This is a genomic window from Phreatobacter sp. GW821-FHT04C01, from assembly GCF_059420385.1.
In genome coordinates this window covers 539429-560828 of the sequence record NZ_JBWKTP010000005.1, presented here as the reverse complement: position 1 = coordinate 560828, position 21400 = coordinate 539429, and the positions used below count along the sequence as shown (strand labels likewise).

The window sequence follows — 21400 nt, the reverse complement described above, 5'->3', positions numbered from 1 at the left end:
CGGCTCAATGATTAAATCAATTTGATTGAATAATCATTCGACGGTTTTCTGGAAAGAGCTTCTGGCAAAATGAACGCGGTCGAGAAAGAGGGCCCGCTGCGGTTGGGCATGGTCGGCGCCGGCTTCATGGCGCGGTTCCATCTGCGTGCCCTGATCGGCGTGCGCAACGTGGTTTTGACTGGCGTCGTGGCGAAAACGGCGGCCCGGCGCGAAGCCTTCGCGATCGAAGCCAGTGCCGCGGGACTTGGTTCCTGCACGCCCTATCCGAGCCTCGACGCCATGCTGGAATCGGGCGCGGTCGATGCCATCTGGATCGTCAGCCCCAACCACACCAGGCTCGAGGTGATGCGGTCGATCCATGCCGCGCGCAAGGCCGGCCGGACCTCGGTCTACGCCGTGGCCTGCGAGAAGCCCCTGGCGCGCACGCTCGGCGAAGCCCGTGAAATGCTGCGGCTCGCCGAGGATGCCGGGCTGCTGCACGGCTATCTGGAAAACCAGTTGTTCTCGACCGCGGTGCAGCGGGGCCACGACATCATCTGGCGCCGGGCCGTGCCCAACGCCGGAAGGCCCTATCTCGCCCGCGCGACGGAAGAACATTCCGGCCCGCATGAACCGTGGTTCTGGGACGGCGAGCGGCAGGGCGGTGGCGTTCTCGCCGACATGATGTGCCATTCGGTCGAGGTTGCCCGCTATCTGCTCACCGCGCCCGGCGAGCGGCGAGACACGCTGCGGCTCACCAGCGCCAATGCCATGGTGTCGACCCTGAAATGGCGCCGCCCGGCCTATGCGGAGCAATTGCGCCTGCGCACCGGCGGCGAGATCGATTATGCGAACCGGCCGGCCGAGGATTTCGCCCGCGGCCTCCTGACCCTGCAGGACCCTGACGGCAACGAAGCGGTGATCGAGGCGACGACGTCCTGGGCCTATGTCGGCCCAGGCTTGCGTATCACGCTGGAATTGCTCGGGCCCGAATATTCCATGGAGTTCAATTCGCTCTCCACGGGCCTGAAGGTCTTCCTTTCCCGCGAGGTCAGCGGCAGCGCGGGCGAGGATCTGGTGGAGAAACAGAATGCCGAGCAGGGCTTGATGCCCGTGCTGGACGATGAGGCCGGCATCTACGGCTACACCCTGGAGAACCGCCATTTCGTCGACTGTTTCCGGGCGCGTCGCATGCCGATGGAGACTTTTGCCGATGGCGTCGCGGTGGTCGAGATGCTGATGGCGCTCTACCGGTCGGCCGAACTCGGGCGGACCGTCGCCCTGCCGGATCCCGATCTCGAGGACTACGTGCCGCCGGTTGCGCGGCCCAGGCTGAAATAACAAGGCGAGAGCAGGCAGGACGGCTTGCGCGCAAGGACGGAGGAGGATGGCATGAGGGGTTTGACGCGGCGCACCACGCTCGGTGGATTGGCAATGGGCGGACTGGCGACCGGTGGGCTTGCCGGCAGGGCCCGGGCGCAAACGGCGGTGACGTTGAAGATCGCCTATCCCGCCTGGGACAGCACCGAACAGCAGAAGGCGGTGACCGGTATTTTCGCCGATTACGAACGGCTCAATCCGAATGTGAAGATCGAGCTGATTTCCTTGCCGTTCCCGGTTCTGCGCCAGCGCCTGGTGGTTTCGGCGCGTGCCGGCGATCCGCCGGATATCGCCTATTGCGATGGCCGCTGGGTGCCGGAAATGGCCGCTCCGGGTCTGCTTCAGGACATCACCGCCGAGGTCGGCAAGCTCGACCGCGCCGACTGGTATGAGGAGCCTTGGCGCGGGGCCGCGTTGAACCAGCGGCTGTTCGCCGTGCCGGATCGGGTCGACCCGTGGATGGTCTATTACAATACCGAACTGTTCCAGAAGGCCGGCATCGCGGCCTTCCCGAAGACCATGGAAGAGCTTGCCGAGGCGGCGAAAAAGCTGACCGGCGGCGGAGTCTATGGCTGGGGTCTGCTCGGCGCCAAGGATGCGAGCCTGATCAGCCGCTATATCAATTTCCTCTACGCCTTCCACGGCGATCTCCTGACGCCGGACGGCCGGAAGTCCGCTTTCGCCCAACCGGAATCGATCGCTGCCCTGCGCTTCTATACCGACCTGCTGGTCAAGCATAAGGCGGCGCAGCCTTCGGCCATGGCCAATGGCCTGAACGACGTCAACCAGCTGTTCCTGACCGGTCGCGCGGCCATGATCATCGACGGTCCGTGGCGCGGCGGCTCCTTGCGCGAGCAGGCGCCGAACCTGCAATGGGCGGTGGCGCAATTGCCGCCGGCGGCCGGCAAGTCGCCGCGCTACCTGACCTCGTCCTGGTATTACGCGATGTTCAAGGGCGGGCGGAACCAGGCCGAGGCCTTCCGGTTCGTCGAGTTCCTGCTGAAGCCGGAGAACATGGCCAAAAGCGTGGTGACCTTGCCGGCGCGCAGATCGGCAGCGCGGGATGCCCGCTTCGCGACGCCCGCCTACGCGCCCTGGCTGGCGGCCGTCCCGCAAGCCATTCCCTTCACGGTCACCGCCAGGTTCACCGAGATCGCCGATGTGGTCGGCGATGCCGTGCAGCAGGTCCTTGCCGGCCGGGCGACGGCCGAAGCCGCCGCGGCCGATGCCAGCAAGCGCATCGACGGCCTCATTGCATAATCGACAGGACATGCCCCGATGAACTCTTCACCTGTGCGGGTGGCCATGCTCGGAACCGGTTTCATCGCCGAATTCCGGGCCCAGGTTTACGCGCGTCTCGACAATGCCAGGGTGGTCTCGGTGCTCGGCCGCGACCGGACGAAGGCGGAGGCCTTCGCCGGCCGGACGCGGATCGGCCATTGCGCGACGAGTTGGGACGAACTGATGGCCGGCCCGGAGTTCGACGCGGTCGACCTCTGCCTGCCGAACCACTGCCATCGCGACTATGGACTGCTCGCGGCCGCCGCCGGCAAGCACATCCTGTGCGAGAAGCCGCTCGGCCGCACCGAAGCGGAAGCGCTGCAAATGTTCGATGCGGTGGAAAAGGCCGGCGTCGTTCATGCCTATGGCGAGAACATGATCTATGCCCCGGACTTCCGCGAGATTCTCGACATTGTCGATCAGGGGGTGATCGGCAAGCCGCTTTGGCTGCGCGGCAAGGAGGCTCATTTCGGTCCGCATTCGCCCTGGTTCTGGCAGAAGGAACTGTCCGGCGGCGGAGCGCTGATGGATATGGGCTGCCACCTGATCGCCGTCTTCAACATGCTGCTCGGCAAGGCGCCCGAGGCGGTCCTGGCCCACACGCCGACGCTGTTCCACGATACCGACTGCGAAGATCATGCGATTGCCCTGATGCGCTATCCCGGCGGCGCCATGGGGCAGTGCGAGGCATCCTGGATCCAGCGCGGCGGCATGCAGGTCACCCTTGAGATCAACGGGGAGGACGGCATGATCAGCTATGACCGCGCCGGCATCACCCAGCCGATCAAGGTGTTCACCCGGTCGAAGACCGAACGCTATTTCAGCGAGAAGCTGGAGAACGACCGCGGCTGGCTGTTCCCCACCGTCGATGAATATTGGCGTTATGGCTATTTCGATCAGATCCGCCACTTCATCGACTGCATTCGAACCGGCAGCCGGCCGAAAGTGACCTTTGCCGACGGCGTGGTGGTCAACCGGGTCATGGACGCGGCCTACAGGTCCGCCTCGACCGGAACCTGGCAGCCGATCGCCGCGTGATGCGTGCGCTGGCAAATCATCCGACGCTGCGCGGCTACCTGTTCGCCGCGCCGCTTCTGGCCGTGCTCGCGGCGGCCGTGGTGCTGCCGGCGCTCTACAATGCCGGCCTCGCCTTCTGGCGTTATGACGCCATGCGCGACAACTGGCGCTTCGTCGGGGGCGCCAATTTCGCCGCGCTGATCGATGCGCCGGCTTTCTGGAACGCCATGGCGGTGACCGGCATCTGGGTCGTCGGCAATGTCGGCCTGCAGCTGGCGCTCGGTCTCGCCGTGGCGCTGGCGCTGAACACCGTGACCCATTTCCGAGCGCTGTACAGCGCCATCGTCATGGTGCCCTGGGTGTCGTCCTTCGTCATTGTCGCCGTGGTCTTCCTCTGGCTCTATCACCCGGACCTCGGCGTCATGAACGACGTGCTGACGCGGCTCGGCGTGATCGATCAGCCGGTGGCGTGGCTCGCCTCGCCTGGGCTCGCCCAGTTCTCGCTGATCCTCGCCAATACCTGGAAGTTCTTCCCGCTGGTGGCGATCACGCTGTTCACCGGCCTGCAAGCGATCCCGCGCGAGCTCAACGAGGCCGCGACCATCGACGGTGCCGGGCGCTGGCAGACGCTGCGTTACGTCACCGTGCCGATGCTCGCGCCGTCGATCGCGACGGCCGTGCTTCTGTCGACGATATGGGCCTTCAATGCTTTCACCCTGTCGATCATCATGACCGGTGGCGGGCCGTTGCGCGCGACCGAGGTGATCGGCCTCTACATCTACAAGGTGGCCTTCGATGCATTCGACTTCGGTCTCGCCGCGGCGGCTTCCATGGTGCTGTTCGCGCTGATCCTGGCGATTACGCTTGCCTATCTGCGTGTCGCCGATCCCGCCCGCGGCCGGGAGGACTAAGCGATGCCCCGCTCCCGGCTTGCCCGTCTCGCCGCACATCTGACGCTCGTCGGCACCGCCGTCTTCGTGCTCTTTCCCTATGCCTGGATGGTGGTGACCAGCATCAAGCCGGTTGCCGATGTCGTCTCCTCCCCGATCATCTGGTGGCCCTCCCGCCCGACCCTCGACAACTACGCCGCCGTTCTCGCCGATCCGCGCTTCCTGCGTTCGCTGTTCAACAGCGCGGTGGTGTCGCTGGTCGTCACCGGCGTCAGTCTCGCCTTGTCCATTCCCGCGGCTTACGGCCTGACCCGGCTTGCCCGGCGCGGCAGCCGTCCGATGCTGATCGGCATCCTGGCCTCGCAGTTCTTTCCGCCAATGGTGTTCTTCGTCCCGTTCTACATCATCCTGCAGACGGTCGGCCTGCTGAATACGCTGAGCGGCCTGGTCTTCGCCTATCTCTCGGTGACCTTGCCGATCTGCACCTGGATGATCGCCACGTCGCTGCGCGACATTCCGGTCGAGATCGAGGAGGCGGCCCGTATCGACGGCTGCGGCGATCTCGGCATGATCCGCCGGATCATTCTGCCGATCGCCATGCCCGGCGTCGTCACCGCCGGCATCTTCGCCTTCGTCCTGTCCTGGCAGGAATATATCTTCGCTCTGCTCTATACGACGTCGGAACGGGCGCAGACCGCGCCGGTGCTGATGTTCTATCTGCTCGGCCAGCACCAGATCGACTATGGGCGGCTGATGGCCGCCGCCGTGCTGCTGAGCATTCCGATTGCCGTGCCTTTTGCGCTGATCCAGCGGCTCTACCGCAGCGGATTGACCGAAGGCGGCATCAAAGGATGACCTGACCATGCCGATTCCCACCTATATTCGCGAACAGCCCGATGCTCTCGACCGGTCGATCGCCGCCGCGGACCATTTCGCCGAGACCTGGAGGCCGCCGCTTTTCGACGGCATCGCGCTGGTCGGCAGCGGCTCGTCGTTCAATGCCCTGACGGTTGTCCGTCCGCGTTTCGTCGCGGCTCGGCGCGGGGCCGTGCTCGTCCATGAACCGCAGGACTTCATCGCCGAGATCGGCCATCGTGCCGGCCGTCGGCCGCTGGTCTTCGTTCTCTCGCAAAGCGGCGCCAGCGCGACCTCGATCGCCGCGGCGCGCGCCGCGGTCGAGGCCGGCCTTTCGACGCTTGCGATCACGGCCTCGGCGCAGGCGCCGCTCGGCACGAGTGGTGCCGGGATGTTGATCATGCCGGTTGGCGACGAGCCCGTCGGGCCGAAGACCAAGGGCTTTCTCGGCTCGGTCGCCATGCTGCTGGTTCTCGCCGAGGCGCTGGGGGCGCCGCCGGGCCCGCGGCTGAGCGGCTCGGGACTCGCGCCCCTGATCGAGCCGTCGCGCGTCGCCGCGGAGCGTCTCGCCGCCGATCTCGTGACGGCGGACATGCTGATCGTCGCCGGCAGGCGTGGCCATTACGGCGTGGCGCTGGAAGCGACGCTGAAGATCGCCGAGATGGCGGGATTGCCGACCAGCGCGGTGCCCACCGAGGAATTGCTGCATGGCCGGCTGCACGGCCTGACCGCACGCAGTCTCGCCATCCTGATCGCCGAGGGAGCCGAGGAGGTGGCGGAGGCTGAGGCGGTCGCTGCCGCGATGGCGCGGCGCGGCTGTCGGGTGCTGGTGCTGAACCCCGCCGGATCGTCCTGGTTGCCTGGTGTCGCCCTGCCGGCGACCGCCTGGGGTGCGCTTGGCCTTACCGTGCCGTTTCAATGGCTGGCCGTGGCACTCGCCCAGGCACGCGGTTTGAAGCCGGAGGTGATGCGTCATGGCGCGCTCTCCGCCGAGCTCGCCATCAAGACCGACGCGCGGCCATGACCGGGGCAGTGGCGATCGGTATCGATATTGGCGGCACGGCGATCAAGCTGGGGCTGGTGAGCGGCGCCGGGCATATCTTGGCCCGGCGCCGGCTCGCCTATGTCGCCATGGCGAGCTTCGACGATCTGACCGAGGCGCTTGTCGACGCCATCGAGGCCATGGCGGTCGAGGCGGGTGGGAGCATCGGGGCCGTCGGCATCGCCGCGCCCGGACACGCTCGCCCCGGCGATGGATTGATGATCGACGGCACGTCGAATGTGCCGCTGCTGCGCGAGCGATCATTGGCCGCCGCGCTCAGGATGCGGTGGGATGTCCCGGTCGTGACACTGAATGACGGCGCCGCCGCCGCCTATGGCGAACTGCGTCATGGCGCCGGACAAGGCCTTTCCCGTTTCGTGCTGATCACCTTCGGAACCGGCGTCGGCGGTGGCGTCGTCATTGGTGGCCGTGTCATCCACGGCAGCGAAGACGAGCCGCCCGAGATCGGCGCAATGGTGCTTGATGCCTCCGGGCCATCGGGCACATTCGAGGCCTTCGCCTGCGCGGCGGGCTTTTCGGCGGCCTATCGCGATGCCGGAGGTGGCGCCGGCGTGCCGCCGGAGGACATTTTCGCGCGAGCGGCCATGGGCGAAGCCGCTGCCGACCTGGCGCTCGATGTGACTTGCCGGCGGATCGCGCAGGCTTGCGGCAGCATGATCAACCTCATTAACCTCGAGGCCTGCCTGCTGGCGGGCGGGATCGCGGCGGCGGGCCCGCCCTTTCGGGATCGCGTATTGCGCCATCTGCCGGACTTCACCTGGCCCTTCCTGCTGGCGCGGACGACCGTCGCGCTGGCCGCGACCGGACAGGACGCCGGAGTCCTTGGCGCCGCCGCCTGGGCCACGGAGCGGGCATCGCGCCTCTGAGGCCGGCCCGCGGCCGCCTGGATCGCGTTTGCCGCGGTTCGCTCACGTTCCCGCGAGCAGCGAGAGTGGTCACATTTTCGTCTCCACCTGCGTATAAACGAAGCGCCGTTATGACTGTGGGGCAGCCGCAATTCATTCAGTAGTGCGCAGAATTTGAGAATTATCGGGCGCGGAGACCGAAAATGGTTGATGTAGAACAAGCCTATAGTGCTTTTCATGAGGCGGCTCAACATTTCAGGCGGGGCAGGGTTGTTGTCGACCTGACAGGTTGGGCTCGGCTTGATCTGATGACATTGGTCAATTTGTGCCGCCAGGAAGTCGATGAAGTTGGCGGTTCACTGTCGCTGAGCATGGGCGACCGGGCAGTTCGCCAGTTTCTCCTGCCCGAGGAAGCGGGTCATATCTCGACCTTGCTCGACGGCGTGCCGTGCACCGTCAGCGGCGGTCCGCCGGAATTGGTGCTCGCCTACCAACCCTGACCGATCGGAATGCGTGGCGGGCCAGGTTTGGCCCGCCGCCGCCGGAATTATTTCGGTGTGGCCGGAACCTTTTGGGCCCTGGCGGGTTTTCCATTCTCTATTCCCGCAACCGCGATCCGCCATACCGCTTGTCTGAAAATTGCCACCACCTCCCGTCCAATGTGACGCCGGGCCGCATCTGCGGTGCGGCGCATTTTTCGTTGCGGCGCAACCGTGGCGCGGGCCGTTTCGTGCTGCAGCAGGTTTGATGATGTTCGATTTCCCTCCCTCCCGGCCCGCCGACACCCTTTTGGACGCCTTTCGGGCGGATTGGCCGGCCGCTCCCTCGGTCGCTGATCTGGCCTGGCTGATCGCCGCCAGGCCGACCGACTACGCGCTCTACTTCGATGTCGACGGCACGCTGGTCGATATCGCCGAGACGCCGGAGCTGGTGTCGGCCCCGACCGACCTCGCCGGCGACCTGGCCGGTGTGCGACGGTGGCTCGGTGGAGCGGTCGCCGTGGTCACGGGTCGGCGGCTGGCTGATGTCGAGCTCCTGCTCGCACCTGCGGAGGTCGTCGGCTCAGGCATGCACGGTCTCGAATTCCAAGGTTTCCAAACCGGAGGGGCTGAAGCCCAGAGCCTTGAATCTCTCGACCTTGAAGTCCACGGCTGCGCAACGCCGGTGCCCGAAGCCGGGCGACCCGGCGCCGCGCGAGGCGACGTTCCGGATCTCGACCTGCCGGTGGACGACGGCGAAGGCCCGGCCTTCGACGGCGTCGCGTCGCCCTGCCGCGAGTGGTCGGCGGCGCAACTGCCTCAAGGCCTGCTCGACGGGGTGGTCCGGCTCGCCGCCAGCATTCCGGGCCTTCGGCTGGAGCAGAAGGGGCCGATCCTCACGGTCCATTATCGGCAGGTCCCGACCGTCGGCGGCAGGGTCGAAGCCGCTCTTGCCGTCCTGCTGGCCGATCATGGCGAGGGCTATCACCTGAAGCGGGGGCGGGCGGTGGCCGAGTTGATTCCCGACGGCACATCCAAGGGTACGGCTATTGCGCGGATCATGGCGGCAACGCCGTTCGCCGGGCGCTGCCCCATCATGATCGGCGACGATCATGCCGACGAGGACGCCTTTGCGGTGGCGCGCGCCGCCGGTGGTTTCGGGCTGACAGTGGCAGGCGAACATTTCGGCGCCGCCGGCGCAGCGTTCCGCAGCGCCGCCCATGTGCGGTCCTGGATCGCGGACCTCAATGCAGGGCTTGCCCAATGACCGATATCGCACCTCCCCAGCTCGCCGTGATCGGCAACAGCGCCATTGCCGCGCTCGTCGACGACAAGGCGCGGATCCTCTGGACCTGCTGGCCGCGGATCGACAGCGATCCTTTGTTCTCGGCGCTGCTCGGCGGGCCCGAGCCGCAGCGCGGCCTGATGTCGGTCGAGCTCAATGGTGTCGTCGCGACGCGCCAGGTCTACGAGCGCAACACGGCGGTGCTCACCACGCTGCTGACCGCGGCTGATGGATCGGCGGTGCGCATCACCGATTTCGCGCCGCGCTTCAAGCAGTTCGACCGGGTTTTCCGGCCGCCCATGCTGATGCGCCGGATCGAACCGGTGGCCGGCAATCCGCGAATTCGCGTGCTGATGCGGCCGACCTTCGCTTATGGCCGGCTCGACGGGACGGTGGTGCCGGGCAGCAATCACGTGCGCTATGTCTCGGAGGCGGGTTCGGTGCGCCTGACTTCGGATATTCCCGTGGCCTATCTGTCGGCCGAAGCCAAGTTTTCGCCGACCAAGCCGGTGACGCTCATCGTTCACGCCGACGAGACCTTCCCGAATTCGATCGAGGAGATCTGGTGGTCGTTCCTGCGTCAGACCCGGCAATATTGGCTGGACTGGGTGCGCTACCTGTCGGTGCCCTACGAATGGCAGGACGCGGTGATCCGCGCCGCCATCACGCTGAAGCTCTGTTCCTGCGAGGAAACCGGCGCGGTGGTCGCGGCGCTCACCACGTCGCTGCCCGAAGCGCCGCGCTCCGGGCGCAACTGGGATTACCGGTTCTGCTGGCTGCGCGATGCCTATTTCACCGTTCACGCGTTGAACAAGCTCGGCGCGACGCTGACCATGGAGGGGTTCCTCGACTATGTGCGTACCGTCATCGCCACCGAGACCGGGCCGCAACTGAAGCCGGTTTATGCCATCGTGCCGGAGCAGTCGCTCGAGGAGTGGATCGCAGAATCGCTGCCGGGCTTTAATGGCGACGGGCCGGTCCGGATCGGCAACGCCGCCGCCGAACAGGTCCAGCACGACGTCACCGGCAGCCTGATCCTCGCGGCCTCGCACATGTTCTACGACAGCCGGTTGCCCAAGATGGGCGATGCCACGCTGTTCCGTGAGCTGGAGGCGCTCGGCGAGACGGCCGCGGCCATGGCCTTCGAGCCGGACGCCGGCATTTGGGAATATCGTGGCCGCAAGGCGATCCACACGCATTCGGCCGCCATGTGTTTTGCCGCCTGCGACCGCCTGGCCCGGATCGCCCACAAGCTCTCCTTGACCGAACGGGAGACCTATTGGCAGGGCCATGCCGCGCGCATCCGCGAAGCCATATTGACGCGTGCCTGGAATGAGAAAGAGGGCCTGTTCGCCTCGCGTTTCGACGGCAGCGGGGCCGATGCCAGTACGTTGCTGCTGGCCGAGCTCGGCGTCGTCGAGGCAACCGACCAGCGCTACGTCCGCACCGTCGAAACGCTGCAGCGCCGGCTGACCCGTTCCGGCTTCCTCATGCGTTATGACGAGAACGACGATTTCGGCGCACCCGAGACCTCCTTCAATATCTGCAGCTTCTGGCTGGCCGACGCCCTGGTCGCGATCGGCCGGCGCGACGAGGCGCGGCAACTGTTCGAGGCCCTGCTCGCCAGGCGCAATCACGTGGGCCTGCTGTCGGAAGACATCGACCCCGTGACTGGCGAACTGTGGGGCAATTTTCCCCAGACCTATTCGATGGTCGGCATCATCGTGACAGCCATGCGGCTGTCGCGCGAATGGATCCACTAGCCAGGGCCGACGTTATTGCCAGGGGCACGATCAGGCCGTGCTCCCGGCACGACGCTCGATCCTGGCGCTCTTCTCGATCGACGAAAGGACCCCCCGCGACCGGCATCGCCTCGATCATGAGCCTGGCGAAGCGATGTCCCTGTCATCCCGCATTGCACGCCTGAATGTCCGGAAAGCCCGAATGCCCATGAAGAGATTGCCCCGTGTCGCCGTCATCATCACCATCGTGACGATCGTGCTGGCCGGCCTTGTCGTCGCCTTCGTGCCGTTGTCGCAAGGCCTGATCGAGCGCTGGTCGCAGCGCGATCTGGAGCTGCGCTCGGGCCTGGTGTTCCGGTCGATCCGTGATCGGGTCGAGCAGGCTATGGCTGGCACGCCGACGGATCTGGCGCCGCTGTTCGAGCGCTTTACCAGCGACGAGCGCATCCTGGCGCTCGGCCTGTGCGATGCCGGCGGCCAGATGGTGGTCGCCACCGGGCACATGCCCAAGGTCATCTCCTGCGCGGCGGTCGGCGATGTCGGCGGGGCGCCGGCCCGGCCGGTGCGCTTCGCGGTCTTCAACAACAGCGGCAACCGCGTCATCGTCGGGGGCTTTCCGGTCGGCAACGGCACGCCGAAGGGCCGCCTCCTGATCGTCCATGAATTGCGCTTCGTCGCCGACCGTGTCCTGGAGGCGCGCTGGTATCTGATCGCCGGCGCGCTGGCCTTGATCCTGCTCGCCGGGACGCTGGCCGCGCTCACCGTCATCCTGCTGCAGCGGCGGTTGATGAATTCGGTGCTCGCCACCATCAACGATCTGCGCGAGGGCCAGCCGCGCAGCCTGGCCAAGCCGATCGTGCCGCCGCCGCCGGTCACCACCGAGATTCGCAGCCTGCTGCGCGATTTCCGCGAAAAGATCCGGCTGGAAGACGGCAGTCCCGTCGAGTGGTCGCCGAAGACCCTGCACGACCTCCTGGACAATGAATTGCCCGACACCGAGGTCTTCGTGGTCTCCAACCGCGAGCCCTATATTCACAACCATGCGGAGGGCGGCATCGTCGTCCAGCGGCCGGCCAGCGGCCTCGTCTCGGCGCTCGAGCCGGTGATGCGGGCCTGCGGCGGCACCTGGATCGCCCATGGCAGCGGCACCGCCGATCGCGACACCGTCGACGGCTTCGATCATGTCCAGGTGCCGCCCGGCAATCCGGCCTACCGGTTGCGGCGCGTCTGGATGACCGATGACGAGCAGGAAGGCTACTATTACGGCCTGGCCAATGAAGGCCTCTGGCCGCTCTGCCACATCGCCTATGTCCGGCCGATCTTTCGCGAGAGCGACTGGCAGCAATATGTCGCGATCAACCAGCGCTTCGCCGATGCGGTGGTGCGCGAGGCGACACGCCCTGATCCCGTCGTGATGGTGCAAGATTACCATTTCGCGCTGGTGCCGCGGATGATCCGCGAGCAATTGCCCAAGGCGACGATCCTGACCTTCTGGCACATTCCCTGGCCGAATGCCGAAGCCTTCGGCATCTGTCCGTGGAAGGAGGAGATCATCGAGGGGCTGCTTGGTAGCACCGTGCTTGGCTTCCACACGCGCTCGCATTGCAACAATTTCTTCGACACGGTCGACCGCTACATGGAAAGCCGGATCGATCGCGAACAGGCGTCGGTCACCTTTGGCGGCCACGAAACCATGGTCCGGCCCTATCCGATCTCGATCGAGTGGCCGCCGGCGGCCATGGAGGGACAAGCGCCGGTCGCCGCCTGCCGCGAGGCGGTCATCGCCCGCTATCGCCTGCCGGCGGATATCCGCATCGGCATCGGTATCGAGCGCTTCGACTACACCAAGGGCATTCTCGACCGGCTGCGGGCCATGGACGATCTCTTGACCCGCTATCCCGAATGGCTCGGCAAACTGGTGTTCATCCAGGTGGTGGCGCCGACCCGCTCGAAGCTGGCGAGCTACGCGACGCTGCAGGACGATGCGATCCGGCTGACGGCGGAAATCAACGAACGCCATGGCGGCGAGGCCTATCAGCCGATCCTCCTGGTGATCCGGCACCATGAGCCGGACGAGGTCTACGAGCTGTTCCGGGCCGCCGATATCTGCGTGGTTTCCAGCTTGCACGACGGGATGAATCTGGTGGCCAAGGAGTTCGTCGCCTCTCGTGACGACGAGGGCGGCGTGCTGGTGTTGTCGCGCTTCGCCGGCGCCTCGAGCGAATTGGGCGAGGCGCTGATCATCAATCCCTACGATATTCACGGCATGTCCGACGCCGTGCACCGCGCGCTGTCCATGCCGGAGGCCGAGCGGCGCGAGCGCATGCACCTGATGCGCGCGCATGTCCGCGAGCGCAATGTCTACCGCTGGGCCGGCCAGATCCTGCTCGATGCGTCCCGGTTGAGAAAGCGCCAGAAGGTCGCCGACTTCGAGGCGGGCAAGGGGCTCTGAGCGTGACCTGGTCTCCGGACCGGCGTCACGGGGGGCCCGGCCGTCAGCGGCGCCAGGCGCGCGCGGCGTAGTCGATCAGGAAGCGGCTGGGATCGGTGACGATCGCCGCCATGCCCGCCAGCACCGCCTGCGGCTGGGTCAGCAGGCTGGTCGGCATGTCGCGCATCAGCGGCTCCATCGGAGCCTTGGCCTCGAAGGCGCTGCGGAACGCCTTGTCGTCGATGAGCGGGCTGATCCGGGGCAGGATGCCGCCCGCCAGCGTCACGCCGCCGGTCGCGAGGTAGATCAGCGCGAGATCGCCGGCAAAGCGCGCGGTCAGCCGCCAGAACAGACGCACGCTGTCGCTCTCCGGCCCGCCCGGGTCGGCGAGCGCTCGGGCGACGATGGCGGCCTGGTCGACCGATGTCGCGCCGATGCCGGCCGCCTGGAGGCGGGCGTGGTGCAGGCGCGAGAGGCCGTCGCCCGACAAGATGCTTTCGCTGGTGATCCGGCCGCAGACGGGCTCGAGATAAGGCCAGAACGCCATTTCGCCTTCGCCGGCTGCGCCGAACTCGACATGGCCGGCTTCGCTGGCGATCGCCAGGTAACGGCCGTCGACGGTGATCAGTGCCGCAGCCCCGAGCCCGGTGCCCGGCCCGAGAATCAGGCGCGGACCTGCCGGCTGGCCAGGCGGCGTGCCGAACGGCGGGCCGATCACCCGGAGGCGAGCGGCGTCGAAGCTGGGGATCGACAGGGCCAGTGCCTCGAAATCCTGCAGCAGCAGGCCCTGCTCGAGCCCGAGCGCATCGGCGACCGTCGGCCCGTCGAAAGACCAGGCGGCATTGGTCAGCTTCACGCTGCGTCCATGCAAGGGTCCGGCGGCGCAAACGATCATCGAGCGGGCCAGAGCCGTACCGTCCATGGCGGCGACGGTTTCGGCGAAGCCGCCGGCGCCCTGGGTCGCGGCATGGCCGATGGGAATGGGGGCCGCACCTGGCTGGTCCAGCCGGGCGACCCGGACATTGGTGCCGCCGACATCGCAGATCAGGGCGGGAAGCGGAAAATGCATGGTGTGCGCGCTCGAGGTTCATCGCGTGGCTATCCCGCGAAGGCGTCATCGCGGGCGCTGTCGTAGCCGTGATTATGGCCCCGCGGCGTCACCGAGGGAACCCGCATGACGGTCCTGGGCCGCATCCCGGCGCGCCGGGCGGGCCTGCGTGAACTTCTGACGAGCTCGCGCGTTGTCGGCCGAGGAGCCAAGCGCGTGCATAGATCATCCGGGCCGCCGGCCAGGGCCGGCGACATCGTCGAAACGGATATTCCGGCGCGGCTCGACCGCCTGCCTTGGGGGCGTTTTCACACCCTCGTGGTGGTGGCGCTCGGCATTACCTGGATCCTGGACGGCCTCGAGGTCACGCTTGCCGGTACCTTGTCTGGGGCGCTCAAGGCGAGCCCCGTCCTGCAGTTCACCAACAGCGATATCGGCCTGGTCGGCAGCGCCTATCTCGCCGGGGCGGTCATCGGCGCCCTGTTTTTCGGCTGGCTGACCGACCGGCTCGGACGCAAGAAGCTGTTCTTCATCACGCTCGGCGTCTATCTGGCGGCGACCGCGGCCACTGCATTCTCCTGGAATCTCTGGAGTTTCATGCTGTTCCGGTTTCTCACCGGCGCTGGCATCGGCGGCGAATATGCCGCGATCAACTCGACCATCCAGGAATTGATCCCGGCGCGCGTCCGCGGCTGGACCGACCTCGTGATCAATGGCAGCTTCTGGATCGGCGCGGCGCTCGGCGCTTTTGGCGCCATCATGCTGCTCGACCCGGCCGTGATCGATCCGGAATGGGGGTGGCGGGCGGCCTTCCTGACCGGCGCGGCCCTGGCGCTGGTCATCGTTTTCATGCGCCTGTGGCTGCCTGAAAGCCCGCGCTGGCTGATGACCCATGGCCGGATCGCCGAGGCCGAGGCGATCGTCGGCGGTATCGAGCGGCAATTGCGCGCCGAAGGCCACGTCATCCCCGAAGGGCCCTTGCCGCGGGTCAGGCTGGTCACGCGCCGCTCGACGGCCTTTGCCGAGATCACGCATACGCTCTTGCATCGGCATCGCCGGCGTACCGTCGTCGGTCTGGTGCTGATGGCCGCCCAGGCCTTCTTCTACAACGCCATCTTCTTCACTTATGCGCTGGTTCTGACCGATTTCTACGGCATCGCGTCACACCACGTCGGCTGGTACATCCTGCCTTTTGCGGCCGGCAATGTGCTGGGGCCGCTGCTGCTCGGGCGCCTGTTCGACACCGTCGGCCGCAAGCCGATGGTCGCCTTCACCTATGCCATGTCGGGCTTGCTTTTGGCGCTGTCAGGGGCTCTGTTCGCGGTGGGCTGGCTGACTGCGGCGACCCAGACGGTGGCCTGGATGGTGATCTTCTTCTTTGCCTCGGCAGCCGCCAGTTCCGCCTACCTGACAGTGAGCGAAACCTTCCCGCTCGAGCTTCGGGCGGTTGCCATCGCCATCTTCTACGCCTTCGGCACCGGCATCGGCGGCGTTGCCGGGCCCTGGCTGTTCGGGGCGCTGATCGATACCGGCTCGCGGCTGTCCTTGACGGCGGGCTATCTGCTCGGCGCGGTGCTGATGATGGCCGCGGCCCTGGTCATGCTGCGCTTCGGGGTGGCGGCCGAGCGCAAGTCGCTGGAGGAGGTCAGCCGGCCCCTGTCGTCGCTGGATTAAGTCAGGCTGCGGTCGCCTCCGCCGGGCTCCGCCGCACGTCCATGAGCTCGAATGGACGTTCGCGCCGGGCGGCCGCATAGGTGTCGCGTCCGGCGCGCTTGGCGTCGTAGAGCGCCTCGTCGGCCTGCGCCAGCAGAAGGCGGGAATCGTGGCCGACGCGCTTCGACCATGTCGCGATACCGATGCTGATGGTGGCGCGCAGCGTCTGGCCTTCCCAGTCCAGGCGTTGATCGCGCACGGTCTCGACCAGCGACCGGGCGACCGCCTCGGCCGCTTCCGGCGTGGCTGCGGGCAGGATGGCGCAGAATTCGTCGCCGCCGATGCGCGCCAGCAGGTCGTGGCCGCGCAGCCGCGCCAAGGCCCCGGTCGCGAATTGACGCAGGCAGGCATCCCCCGCCTGGTGGCCGTGGCGATCGTTGATGCCCTTGAAGTCGTCGAGGTCGATGGCGATGAGCGCAAAGGACTGGCCGGTGCGGCTGGCGCGCTGGCATTCCTCGTCGAGCCGCTCGATGAACCGGCGCCGATTGGCGATGCCGGTCAGGTCGTCGAGCACGGCCAGGTGGATGATCTCGTTCCTGAGCCGGTCGATCGACATCAGCAGGAAGCCGAAATTCCACACCATGGCCCCGAACAGGGCGGCCAGAAGCGCGCCGGACTGCGGTGCGTTGAGCGTGACGAAACTCACCTCGCCGCCGATGCCGGCGAGCGCCAGCCCACCCCGCAGCAAATTGGCCAGGGCCACGAAGCCCATGGCGAAAGCCGCCAGCACCATGCCTGGCGTGCGCCGCCCGTCGCGCCGGCTCATGAGGTCGGAAATGGCCAGGCCGAGCGGAACGCACTGGCCGATCGAGAACAACGCGATCCTGGTCGCGATATCGTCGCGCCAGAGCGTGAACGTGCCGAGCACGACCAGAACGGTGGTGGTGATCGCCAGGCAAGCCTTCCAGGGCAGTTTCTCGCCGAGGAACTGCCGCGTGCCGGCCCAGGTCAGGCACAGGGAGAGATTCAACAGGCCGGTACCGAGGAGAATGGCCGGCAGGGGCGGAATGGCCTCGCGCAGCAGCGCGACGGTCGCGGCGCCGGTGGCCCCGAGAAGCACCGCCACCATCCAGGTCCGGGCGGCCGCGAGGTTCGGATAGGCCCGGCTGGCGAACAGCCAGACGAGCGCGAGCCCCAACCCATTGGCGACGGTAATGATACACAGTGTCGGAACGTCGACCGTCATCATGGCACCGCTTCCCGCCCCGCTGCGCGCGGCTGCGCCGTCACGAATGCCATGCATTCCGCCGACGCAGCATTTGTCTGGCATCAGCAATACAAGGCATGTGTTAAGAGCCTGTTCCTGAAGGCGTTTGCCGGGCGGTGCGCAAATCCGTGGCAGCGCCCTGCGGCCGGTGTTTTCCGTGGGCCGTCAAATGCCGGCGGCTGTCGCCGGCTTGTTCTGGGCGTCGAGCATCTTGAACAAGCGGTCGCGCCGGGCCGCGACGAAGGTGTCGCGACCGGCCCGCTTGGCCTCGTAGAGCGCCTCGTCGGCCAAGGCCATCAAGAGGCCGGTATCGCGGCCGATGCGCTTCGACCACTCGGCGAGCCCGATGCTGACCGTGGTGCGCACGGCTTCGCCCTCCCAGTCGAGCCATTGCTCGCGCGCGCTTTCGACCAGCGAGCGGGCGACGGCCTCGGCGGCCTTCAGACCCGTGGCGGGCAGAATGACGCAGAACTCGTCGCCGCCGGTGCGGGCCAGGAGATCGTGTCCCCGCAGGCGCAACAGCGCCCCGTCTGTGAACTGGCGCAGGCAGGCGTCGCCGGCCTGATGGCCGTAGCGATCGTTGATGCCCTTGAAGCCGTCCAGGTCGATGGCGAGCAGGGCGAAGGGCTGGCCGGTCCGGCAGGAGCGCGAACATTCCTCGTCGAGCCGCTGGATGAACCGGCGTCGGTTGGCGATGCCGGTGAGGTCGTCGAGCACGGCGAGGTGGATGATTTCGTTTCTCAGCCGATCGATGGTCATCAGCAGGAAGCCGAAATTCCACACCATGGCGCCGAACAGGGTGGTCAGCAGGAAGGCCGACTGGACGCTGTTGAAGTTCAGGAAGCTCAACGGACCGCCCGTGCCGGTCGTCGCCAGCACCGCGCGAAGCACGTCGCCGACGACCACGAAGCCCATGGCGGTGGCCGCGAGCATCATGCCGGGCGTGCGCCGTCCCTCGCGCCGGCTCAGCAGATCCGCCATGGCGAAGCCGAGCGGAATGCACTGGCCGACCGAATAGACGACGATCCGCGCGGCGATATCGTCGTGCCAGAGGGTGAACATGGCCAGCGCCGGCAGCGAGCCGAGGGTGACGGCGGCGGTTGCGCGCCAGGGCAGCCTTTCGCCGAGAAACTGGCGTGTGCCGATCCAGCTCAGGCAGGAGGCCAGGATCAGCAGGCCGTTGCCGACGAGAATGGCGAGGAGCGGCGCGGCCCCGATGCGCAGCATGGAGGCTCCGGCTCCGGCCGCGCCGATGAAGGCGCCGGCCATCCAGATGCGTCCGGCGATCAGGCTCGGATGGGCGCGGATGACGAACAGCCAGACCAGGCCGATCGCCACGCAATTGGTCAGGATGACGATGTAGAGCGTCGGAACGTCAACTGTCATGACTTCGCTTTCGCAGCCCGCAGCGAGCGTCACCCCTCCGCTCGCATATCGGGCACTCTGCCGGCAAGACAATCCCTCATCGGGACTATCGACCATACGAGGGATATATTAACAGCGGGTCAGGGCCGAACGCGACGGAAAACCGGCGCGGCATCGCGGAATGGGAGATATCGCTTGTCCATCATCATTGCCGGCGGCGGCATTGGCGGCCTGATCACCGCGCTCGCGCTGCATCAAAGAGACATCGCGGCTACCGTGCACGAGCAGGTCGGCGAGATCCGTCCGCTCGGTGTCGGCATCAACCTGCTGCCCCATGCGGTGCGCGTGCTGACCGGGCTCGGCCTGCAGGACAAGCTTGCCGCCGCGGCCGTCCGCACCAAGGAGTTGAGCTATTTCAACAGGCACGGCCAGCTGATCTGGAGCGAGCCGCGCGGCCTCGATGCCGGCTACGACTATCCGCAGTTCTCCATTCATCGCGGGACCTTGCAGGCCATTCTGCGGGATGAGGTGGTGGCGCGGCTGGGATCCGGCAGTCTTCGGCTCGGCGAGCGCTTCGTCGATGTCGCCGACATGCCTGGTGGCGGGATCGAGGCGTCTTTCGCCGGCCGCGCCGGCCAGCTGGCAAGCCGGCTGCAGGGCGACATCCTCATTGGTGCCGACGGCATCCATTCGGCGGTCAGGGCTAGGCTCTACCCGGCGGAGGGGGCCCCGATCTGGAACGGGCGCGTCCTGTGGCGGGCGATCACCGAGGCCGCCGTGCCGTTCCTGTCCGGCCGCACCATGATCATGGCAGGCCACCAGGACCGCAAATTCGTCTGCTATCCCTTGACCACCAGCCCGGATGGCGCCGGGCCGGTGCGGGTCAACTGGATCGCCGAGCTGTCATTCGACCGCTCCAAGGGGTGGCGCGCCGAGGACTGGGATCGCACCGCCCGGCTCGAGGACATCGCTCCCTCCTTCGCCGGCTGGCGCTTTGACTGGCTCGATGTTCCCGCCCTCATGGCCGGCGCCACGACGATTTACGAATATCCGCTGGTCGACCGCGATCCGCTGGAGCGCTGGTCGTTCGGCCGCGTCACGCTGATGGGGGATGCCGCCCATCCGATGTATCCGATCGGTTCCAACGGCGCCTCCCAGGCGATCCTGGATGCCGAGGCGCTTGCCGCGGCCCTGGCCTCGCAGGGACCGACCCCCGAGGCATTGGCGGCCTATGAAGCCGAGCGCCGGCCGCCGACCTCGGCGATCGTGCTGGCCAATCGCGGCAACGGCCCGGAACAGGTGATGCAACTGGCCGAGCAGCGCGCCCCCGGCGGTTTCGCCGATATCAACGAGGTCATCAGCCGCGAGGAGCTGGAGGCCATCGCGGCGCGCTACAAGCAGGTCGCCGGCTTTTCCCGCGACAAGGTCAATCGGGCCGGAGTGCCGGGCTGAGCTCTAGCCGGTCAGCGTCTCGGCCCGGCGCACCGCCGGGAACAGCCTCATCCAGACGAGCGCCACCAGCACGGTGCCGACCCCGCCGATGATGCCGGCGGGCACCGCGCCGATCAGCCCGGCGACCATGCCGGATTCGAATTCGCCGAGCTGGTTCGAGGTGCCGATGAACAGCGAGTTGACGGCGTTGACCCGGCCGCGCATCTCGTCCGGCGTCGACAGCAGCACCAGCGAATTGCGGATCACCACGCTGACATTGTCGGCAGCCCCCATCACCGCCAGCGCGGCCAGCGAGAGGATGAGATGGGTCGAGGCTGAAAAGACGATCGTGGCGAGCCCGAAGGTGATGACGGCCGCGAACATCTTCAGGCCGACCCGGCTGTGCATCGACAGCCGCATCAGCACGATCGACATCAGGATCGCGCCGACGGCGGGAGCCGAGCGCAGGAGCCCGAGGCCCCAGGGGCCGGTCTGCAGCACGTCATGGGCAAAGATCGGCAGGAGCGCGGTGACCCCGCCGAGCAGCACGGCGAACAGGTCGAGCGAAATGGTGCCGAGGATCAGCGGCCGGCTGCGAATGAACAGGACGCCCGAGAACACCGAATGCAAGGTGATCGGCTCCCGGCTCGGCGCCGTGCGCTCCACCTTGATCAGCGCCGTGGCGATGGCCGCCGCGCCAAGGCAGATCGCCGCCAGCCCCAATGGCAGGCCGGCGCCCAGCGCATAGAGCAGGCCGCCGACGGACGGTCCGATGATCGTCGCCGTCTGCATTGCCGAGGACGAGATCGCAAGCGCCCGCGACAACAGGTCGGTCGGCAGCAGCGCCGGCAGCAGCGCCGAGAAGGTCGGGCTTTCGAACGAGCGGGCGGCGCCGAGCACGGCGACCGCCGCGAAGATGGCCGGAACCGTCAGCCAGTCGCCGATCACGCCGAGGGTGACGACGCCAAGCGTCGCCGCCTCGATGACCTGGCACAGCATGACGATGCGCCGCCGGTCGAACCGATCGGCGACATGGCCGACCACGAAGGTCAGCAGCACCATCGGCACGAATTGGGCAAGGCCGATGAGGCCGAGAGCATAGGCGCTGCCGGTCTTGGCATAGACGTGCCAGCCGATGGCCACGGCGGCGATCTGGTAGCCGAGCGCCGACAGCACGCGGGCAACCCAGAACAGCACAAAGCCCTGATGGTCGAGCAATCGGTCGGGCGGGGCCGGCGCATCGGCCGCGGTTTCGGCCTCCGACAGACTGGGCTGGGCGGTCATGGTCTCGAACGGTCTCGTCGCAGGCTCCGGCACATCACCCGGACGTGCAGCAGCCTTCCTATAGGAGATGCGCCGCGCGCCCAAGTCGTTCCGGCGCGCTGAACG

The 21400-nt window shown here is 67.1% G+C and carries 17 protein-coding genes; 13 read left to right on the top strand and 4 right to left on the bottom strand.

From position 1 onward, the window contains the following. The first annotated feature begins 69 nt into the window (after positions 1-69). The 11 genes from AC07WJ_RS21965 (at position 70) to AC07WJ_RS21915 (ending at position 13268) form a co-directional block, all read left to right on the top strand. Complete coding sequence (locus AC07WJ_RS21965) at positions 70-1320, top strand: Gfo/Idh/MocA family protein (RefSeq protein WP_494936774.1); 1251 nt, start codon at positions 70-72, stop codon at positions 1318-1320. 51 nt (positions 1321-1371) lie between these two features. Next, positions 1372-2619 carry an ABC transporter substrate-binding protein gene (locus AC07WJ_RS21960; protein WP_494936773.1) on the top strand — a complete coding sequence of 416 codons (1248 nt, stop codon included), beginning with the start codon at positions 1372-1374 and terminating at the stop codon, positions 2617-2619. Positions 2620-2637: 18 nt separating this feature from the next. Further along, a complete protein-coding gene (locus AC07WJ_RS21955; RefSeq protein ID WP_494936772.1) occupies positions 2638-3678 on the top strand; it encodes a Gfo/Idh/MocA family protein in 1041 nt (346 codons plus the stop codon). Then, a complete protein-coding gene (locus AC07WJ_RS21950) occupies positions 3678-4568 on the top strand; it encodes a carbohydrate ABC transporter permease (RefSeq protein ID WP_494936771.1) in 891 nt (296 codons plus the stop codon). Before AC07WJ_RS21955 ends, AC07WJ_RS21950 begins: the two co-directional genes overlap by 1 nt. Positions 4569-4571: 3 nt before the next feature. Beyond that, positions 4572-5402: a carbohydrate ABC transporter permease gene (locus AC07WJ_RS21945; protein WP_494936770.1), complete on the top strand. Its 831-nt coding sequence runs from the start codon at positions 4572-4574 to the stop codon at positions 5400-5402. Between the two features lie 7 nt (positions 5403-5409). Continuing rightward, positions 5410-6426: an SIS domain-containing protein gene (locus AC07WJ_RS21940; RefSeq protein WP_494936769.1), complete on the top strand. Its 1017-nt coding sequence runs from the start codon at positions 5410-5412 to the stop codon at positions 6424-6426. Further along, positions 6321-7331 carry an ROK family protein gene (locus tag AC07WJ_RS21935; protein ID WP_494936768.1) on the top strand — a complete coding sequence of 337 codons (1011 nt, stop codon included), beginning with the start codon at positions 6321-6323 and terminating at the stop codon, positions 7329-7331. The genes AC07WJ_RS21940 and AC07WJ_RS21935 overlap by 106 nt, the downstream gene beginning before the upstream one ends. A gap of 182 nt (positions 7332-7513) precedes the next feature. Then, a complete protein-coding gene (locus AC07WJ_RS21930; RefSeq protein WP_494936767.1) occupies positions 7514-7810 on the top strand; it encodes a hypothetical protein in 297 nt (98 codons plus the stop codon). Positions 7811-8057: 247 nt separating this feature from the next. Further along, positions 8058-9056, top strand: a complete 999-nt coding sequence (locus AC07WJ_RS21925; RefSeq protein ID WP_494936766.1) for a trehalose-phosphatase — start codon at positions 8058-8060, stop codon at positions 9054-9056. After that, a complete protein-coding gene (locus AC07WJ_RS21920) occupies positions 9053-10837 on the top strand; it encodes a glycoside hydrolase family 15 protein (RefSeq protein ID WP_494936765.1) in 1785 nt (594 codons plus the stop codon). The genes AC07WJ_RS21925 and AC07WJ_RS21920 overlap by 4 nt, the downstream gene beginning before the upstream one ends. A 181-nt stretch (positions 10838-11018) precedes the next feature. Continuing rightward, positions 11019-13268, top strand: a complete 2250-nt coding sequence (locus AC07WJ_RS21915) for an alpha,alpha-trehalose-phosphate synthase (UDP-forming) (RefSeq protein ID WP_494936764.1) — start codon at positions 11019-11021, stop codon at positions 13266-13268. A gap of 43 nt (positions 13269-13311) precedes the next feature. On the opposite strand, the gene AC07WJ_RS21910 is transcribed toward AC07WJ_RS21915, so the two are convergent. Further along, positions 13312-14316: a glucokinase gene (locus AC07WJ_RS21910; RefSeq protein WP_494936763.1), complete on the bottom strand. Its 1005-nt coding sequence runs from the start codon at positions 14314-14316 to the stop codon at positions 13312-13314. Between the two features lie 195 nt (positions 14317-14511). Between AC07WJ_RS21910 and AC07WJ_RS21905 the strand changes: the two genes are divergently transcribed. Next, positions 14512-15969 carry an MFS transporter gene (locus tag AC07WJ_RS21905; protein WP_494936762.1) on the top strand — a complete coding sequence of 486 codons (1458 nt, stop codon included), beginning with the start codon at positions 14512-14514 and terminating at the stop codon, positions 15967-15969. 1 nt (position 15970) lies between these two features. Here the strand turns inward: AC07WJ_RS21905 and AC07WJ_RS21900 are convergent, their stop codons facing one another. Beyond that, positions 15971-17197: a GGDEF domain-containing protein gene (locus tag AC07WJ_RS21900; protein ID WP_494936761.1), complete on the bottom strand. Its 1227-nt coding sequence runs from the start codon at positions 17195-17197 to the stop codon at positions 15971-15973. A gap of 183 nt (positions 17198-17380) precedes the next feature. Next, entirely contained in the window at positions 17381-18601 is a 1221-nt protein-coding gene (locus AC07WJ_RS21895) for a GGDEF domain-containing protein (RefSeq protein WP_494936760.1), read from the bottom strand. A 174-nt stretch (positions 18602-18775) separates the two neighbouring features. Here AC07WJ_RS21895 and AC07WJ_RS21890 point away from each other — a divergent pair, with 174 nt between their 5' ends. Then, positions 18776-20032, top strand: coding sequence for a flavin-dependent oxidoreductase (locus tag AC07WJ_RS21890; protein ID WP_494936759.1), 1257 nt, complete (start codon positions 18776-18778; stop codon positions 20030-20032). Between the two features lie 3 nt (positions 20033-20035). Here the strand turns inward: AC07WJ_RS21890 and AC07WJ_RS21885 are convergent, their stop codons facing one another. Beyond that, the gene (locus AC07WJ_RS21885; protein ID WP_494936758.1) at positions 20036-21295 is read right to left on the bottom strand and encodes an MFS transporter; all 1260 of its coding nucleotides are present in this window, start codon (positions 21293-21295) and stop codon (positions 20036-20038) included. Between the last annotated feature and the right edge of the window lie 105 nt (positions 21296-21400).

Excerpts from the sequence above, each read along its gene's own strand:
- AC07WJ_RS21965 (WP_494936774.1), top strand. The coding sequence starts at position 70 with ATGAACGCGGTCGAGAAAGAGGGCCCGCTGCGGTTGGGCATGGTCGGC.
- AC07WJ_RS21960 (WP_494936773.1), top strand. The coding sequence starts at position 1,372 with ATGAGGGGTTTGACGCGGCGCACCACGCTCGGTGGATTGGCAATGGGC.
- AC07WJ_RS21955 (WP_494936772.1), top strand. The coding sequence starts at position 2,638 with ATGAACTCTTCACCTGTGCGGGTGGCCATGCTCGGAACCGGTTTCATC.
- AC07WJ_RS21950 (WP_494936771.1), top strand. The coding sequence starts at position 3,678 with ATGCGTGCGCTGGCAAATCATCCGACGCTGCGCGGCTACCTGTTCGCC.
- AC07WJ_RS21945 (WP_494936770.1), top strand. The coding sequence starts at position 4,572 with ATGCCCCGCTCCCGGCTTGCCCGTCTCGCCGCACATCTGACGCTCGTC.
- AC07WJ_RS21940 (WP_494936769.1), top strand. The coding sequence starts at position 5,410 with ATGCCGATTCCCACCTATATTCGCGAACAGCCCGATGCTCTCGACCGG.
- AC07WJ_RS21935 (WP_494936768.1), top strand. The coding sequence starts at position 6,321 with ATGGCTGGCCGTGGCACTCGCCCAGGCACGCGGTTTGAAGCCGGAGGT.
- AC07WJ_RS21930 (WP_494936767.1), top strand. The coding sequence starts at position 7,514 with ATGGTTGATGTAGAACAAGCCTATAGTGCTTTTCATGAGGCGGCTCAA.
- AC07WJ_RS21925 (WP_494936766.1), top strand. The coding sequence starts at position 8,058 with ATGATGTTCGATTTCCCTCCCTCCCGGCCCGCCGACACCCTTTTGGAC.
- AC07WJ_RS21920 (WP_494936765.1), top strand. The coding sequence starts at position 9,053 with ATGACCGATATCGCACCTCCCCAGCTCGCCGTGATCGGCAACAGCGCC.
- AC07WJ_RS21915 (WP_494936764.1), top strand. The coding sequence starts at position 11,019 with ATGCCCATGAAGAGATTGCCCCGTGTCGCCGTCATCATCACCATCGTG.
- AC07WJ_RS21910 (WP_494936763.1), bottom strand. The coding sequence starts at position 14,316 with ATGCATTTTCCGCTTCCCGCCCTGATCTGCGATGTCGGCGGCACCAAT.
- AC07WJ_RS21900 (WP_494936761.1), bottom strand. The coding sequence starts at position 17,197 with ATGATGACGGTCGACGTTCCGACACTGTGTATCATTACCGTCGCCAAT.
- AC07WJ_RS21895 (WP_494936760.1), bottom strand. The coding sequence starts at position 18,601 with ATGACAGTTGACGTTCCGACGCTCTACATCGTCATCCTGACCAATTGC.
- AC07WJ_RS21885 (WP_494936758.1), bottom strand. The coding sequence starts at position 21,295 with ATGACCGCCCAGCCCAGTCTGTCGGAGGCCGAAACCGCGGCCGATGCG.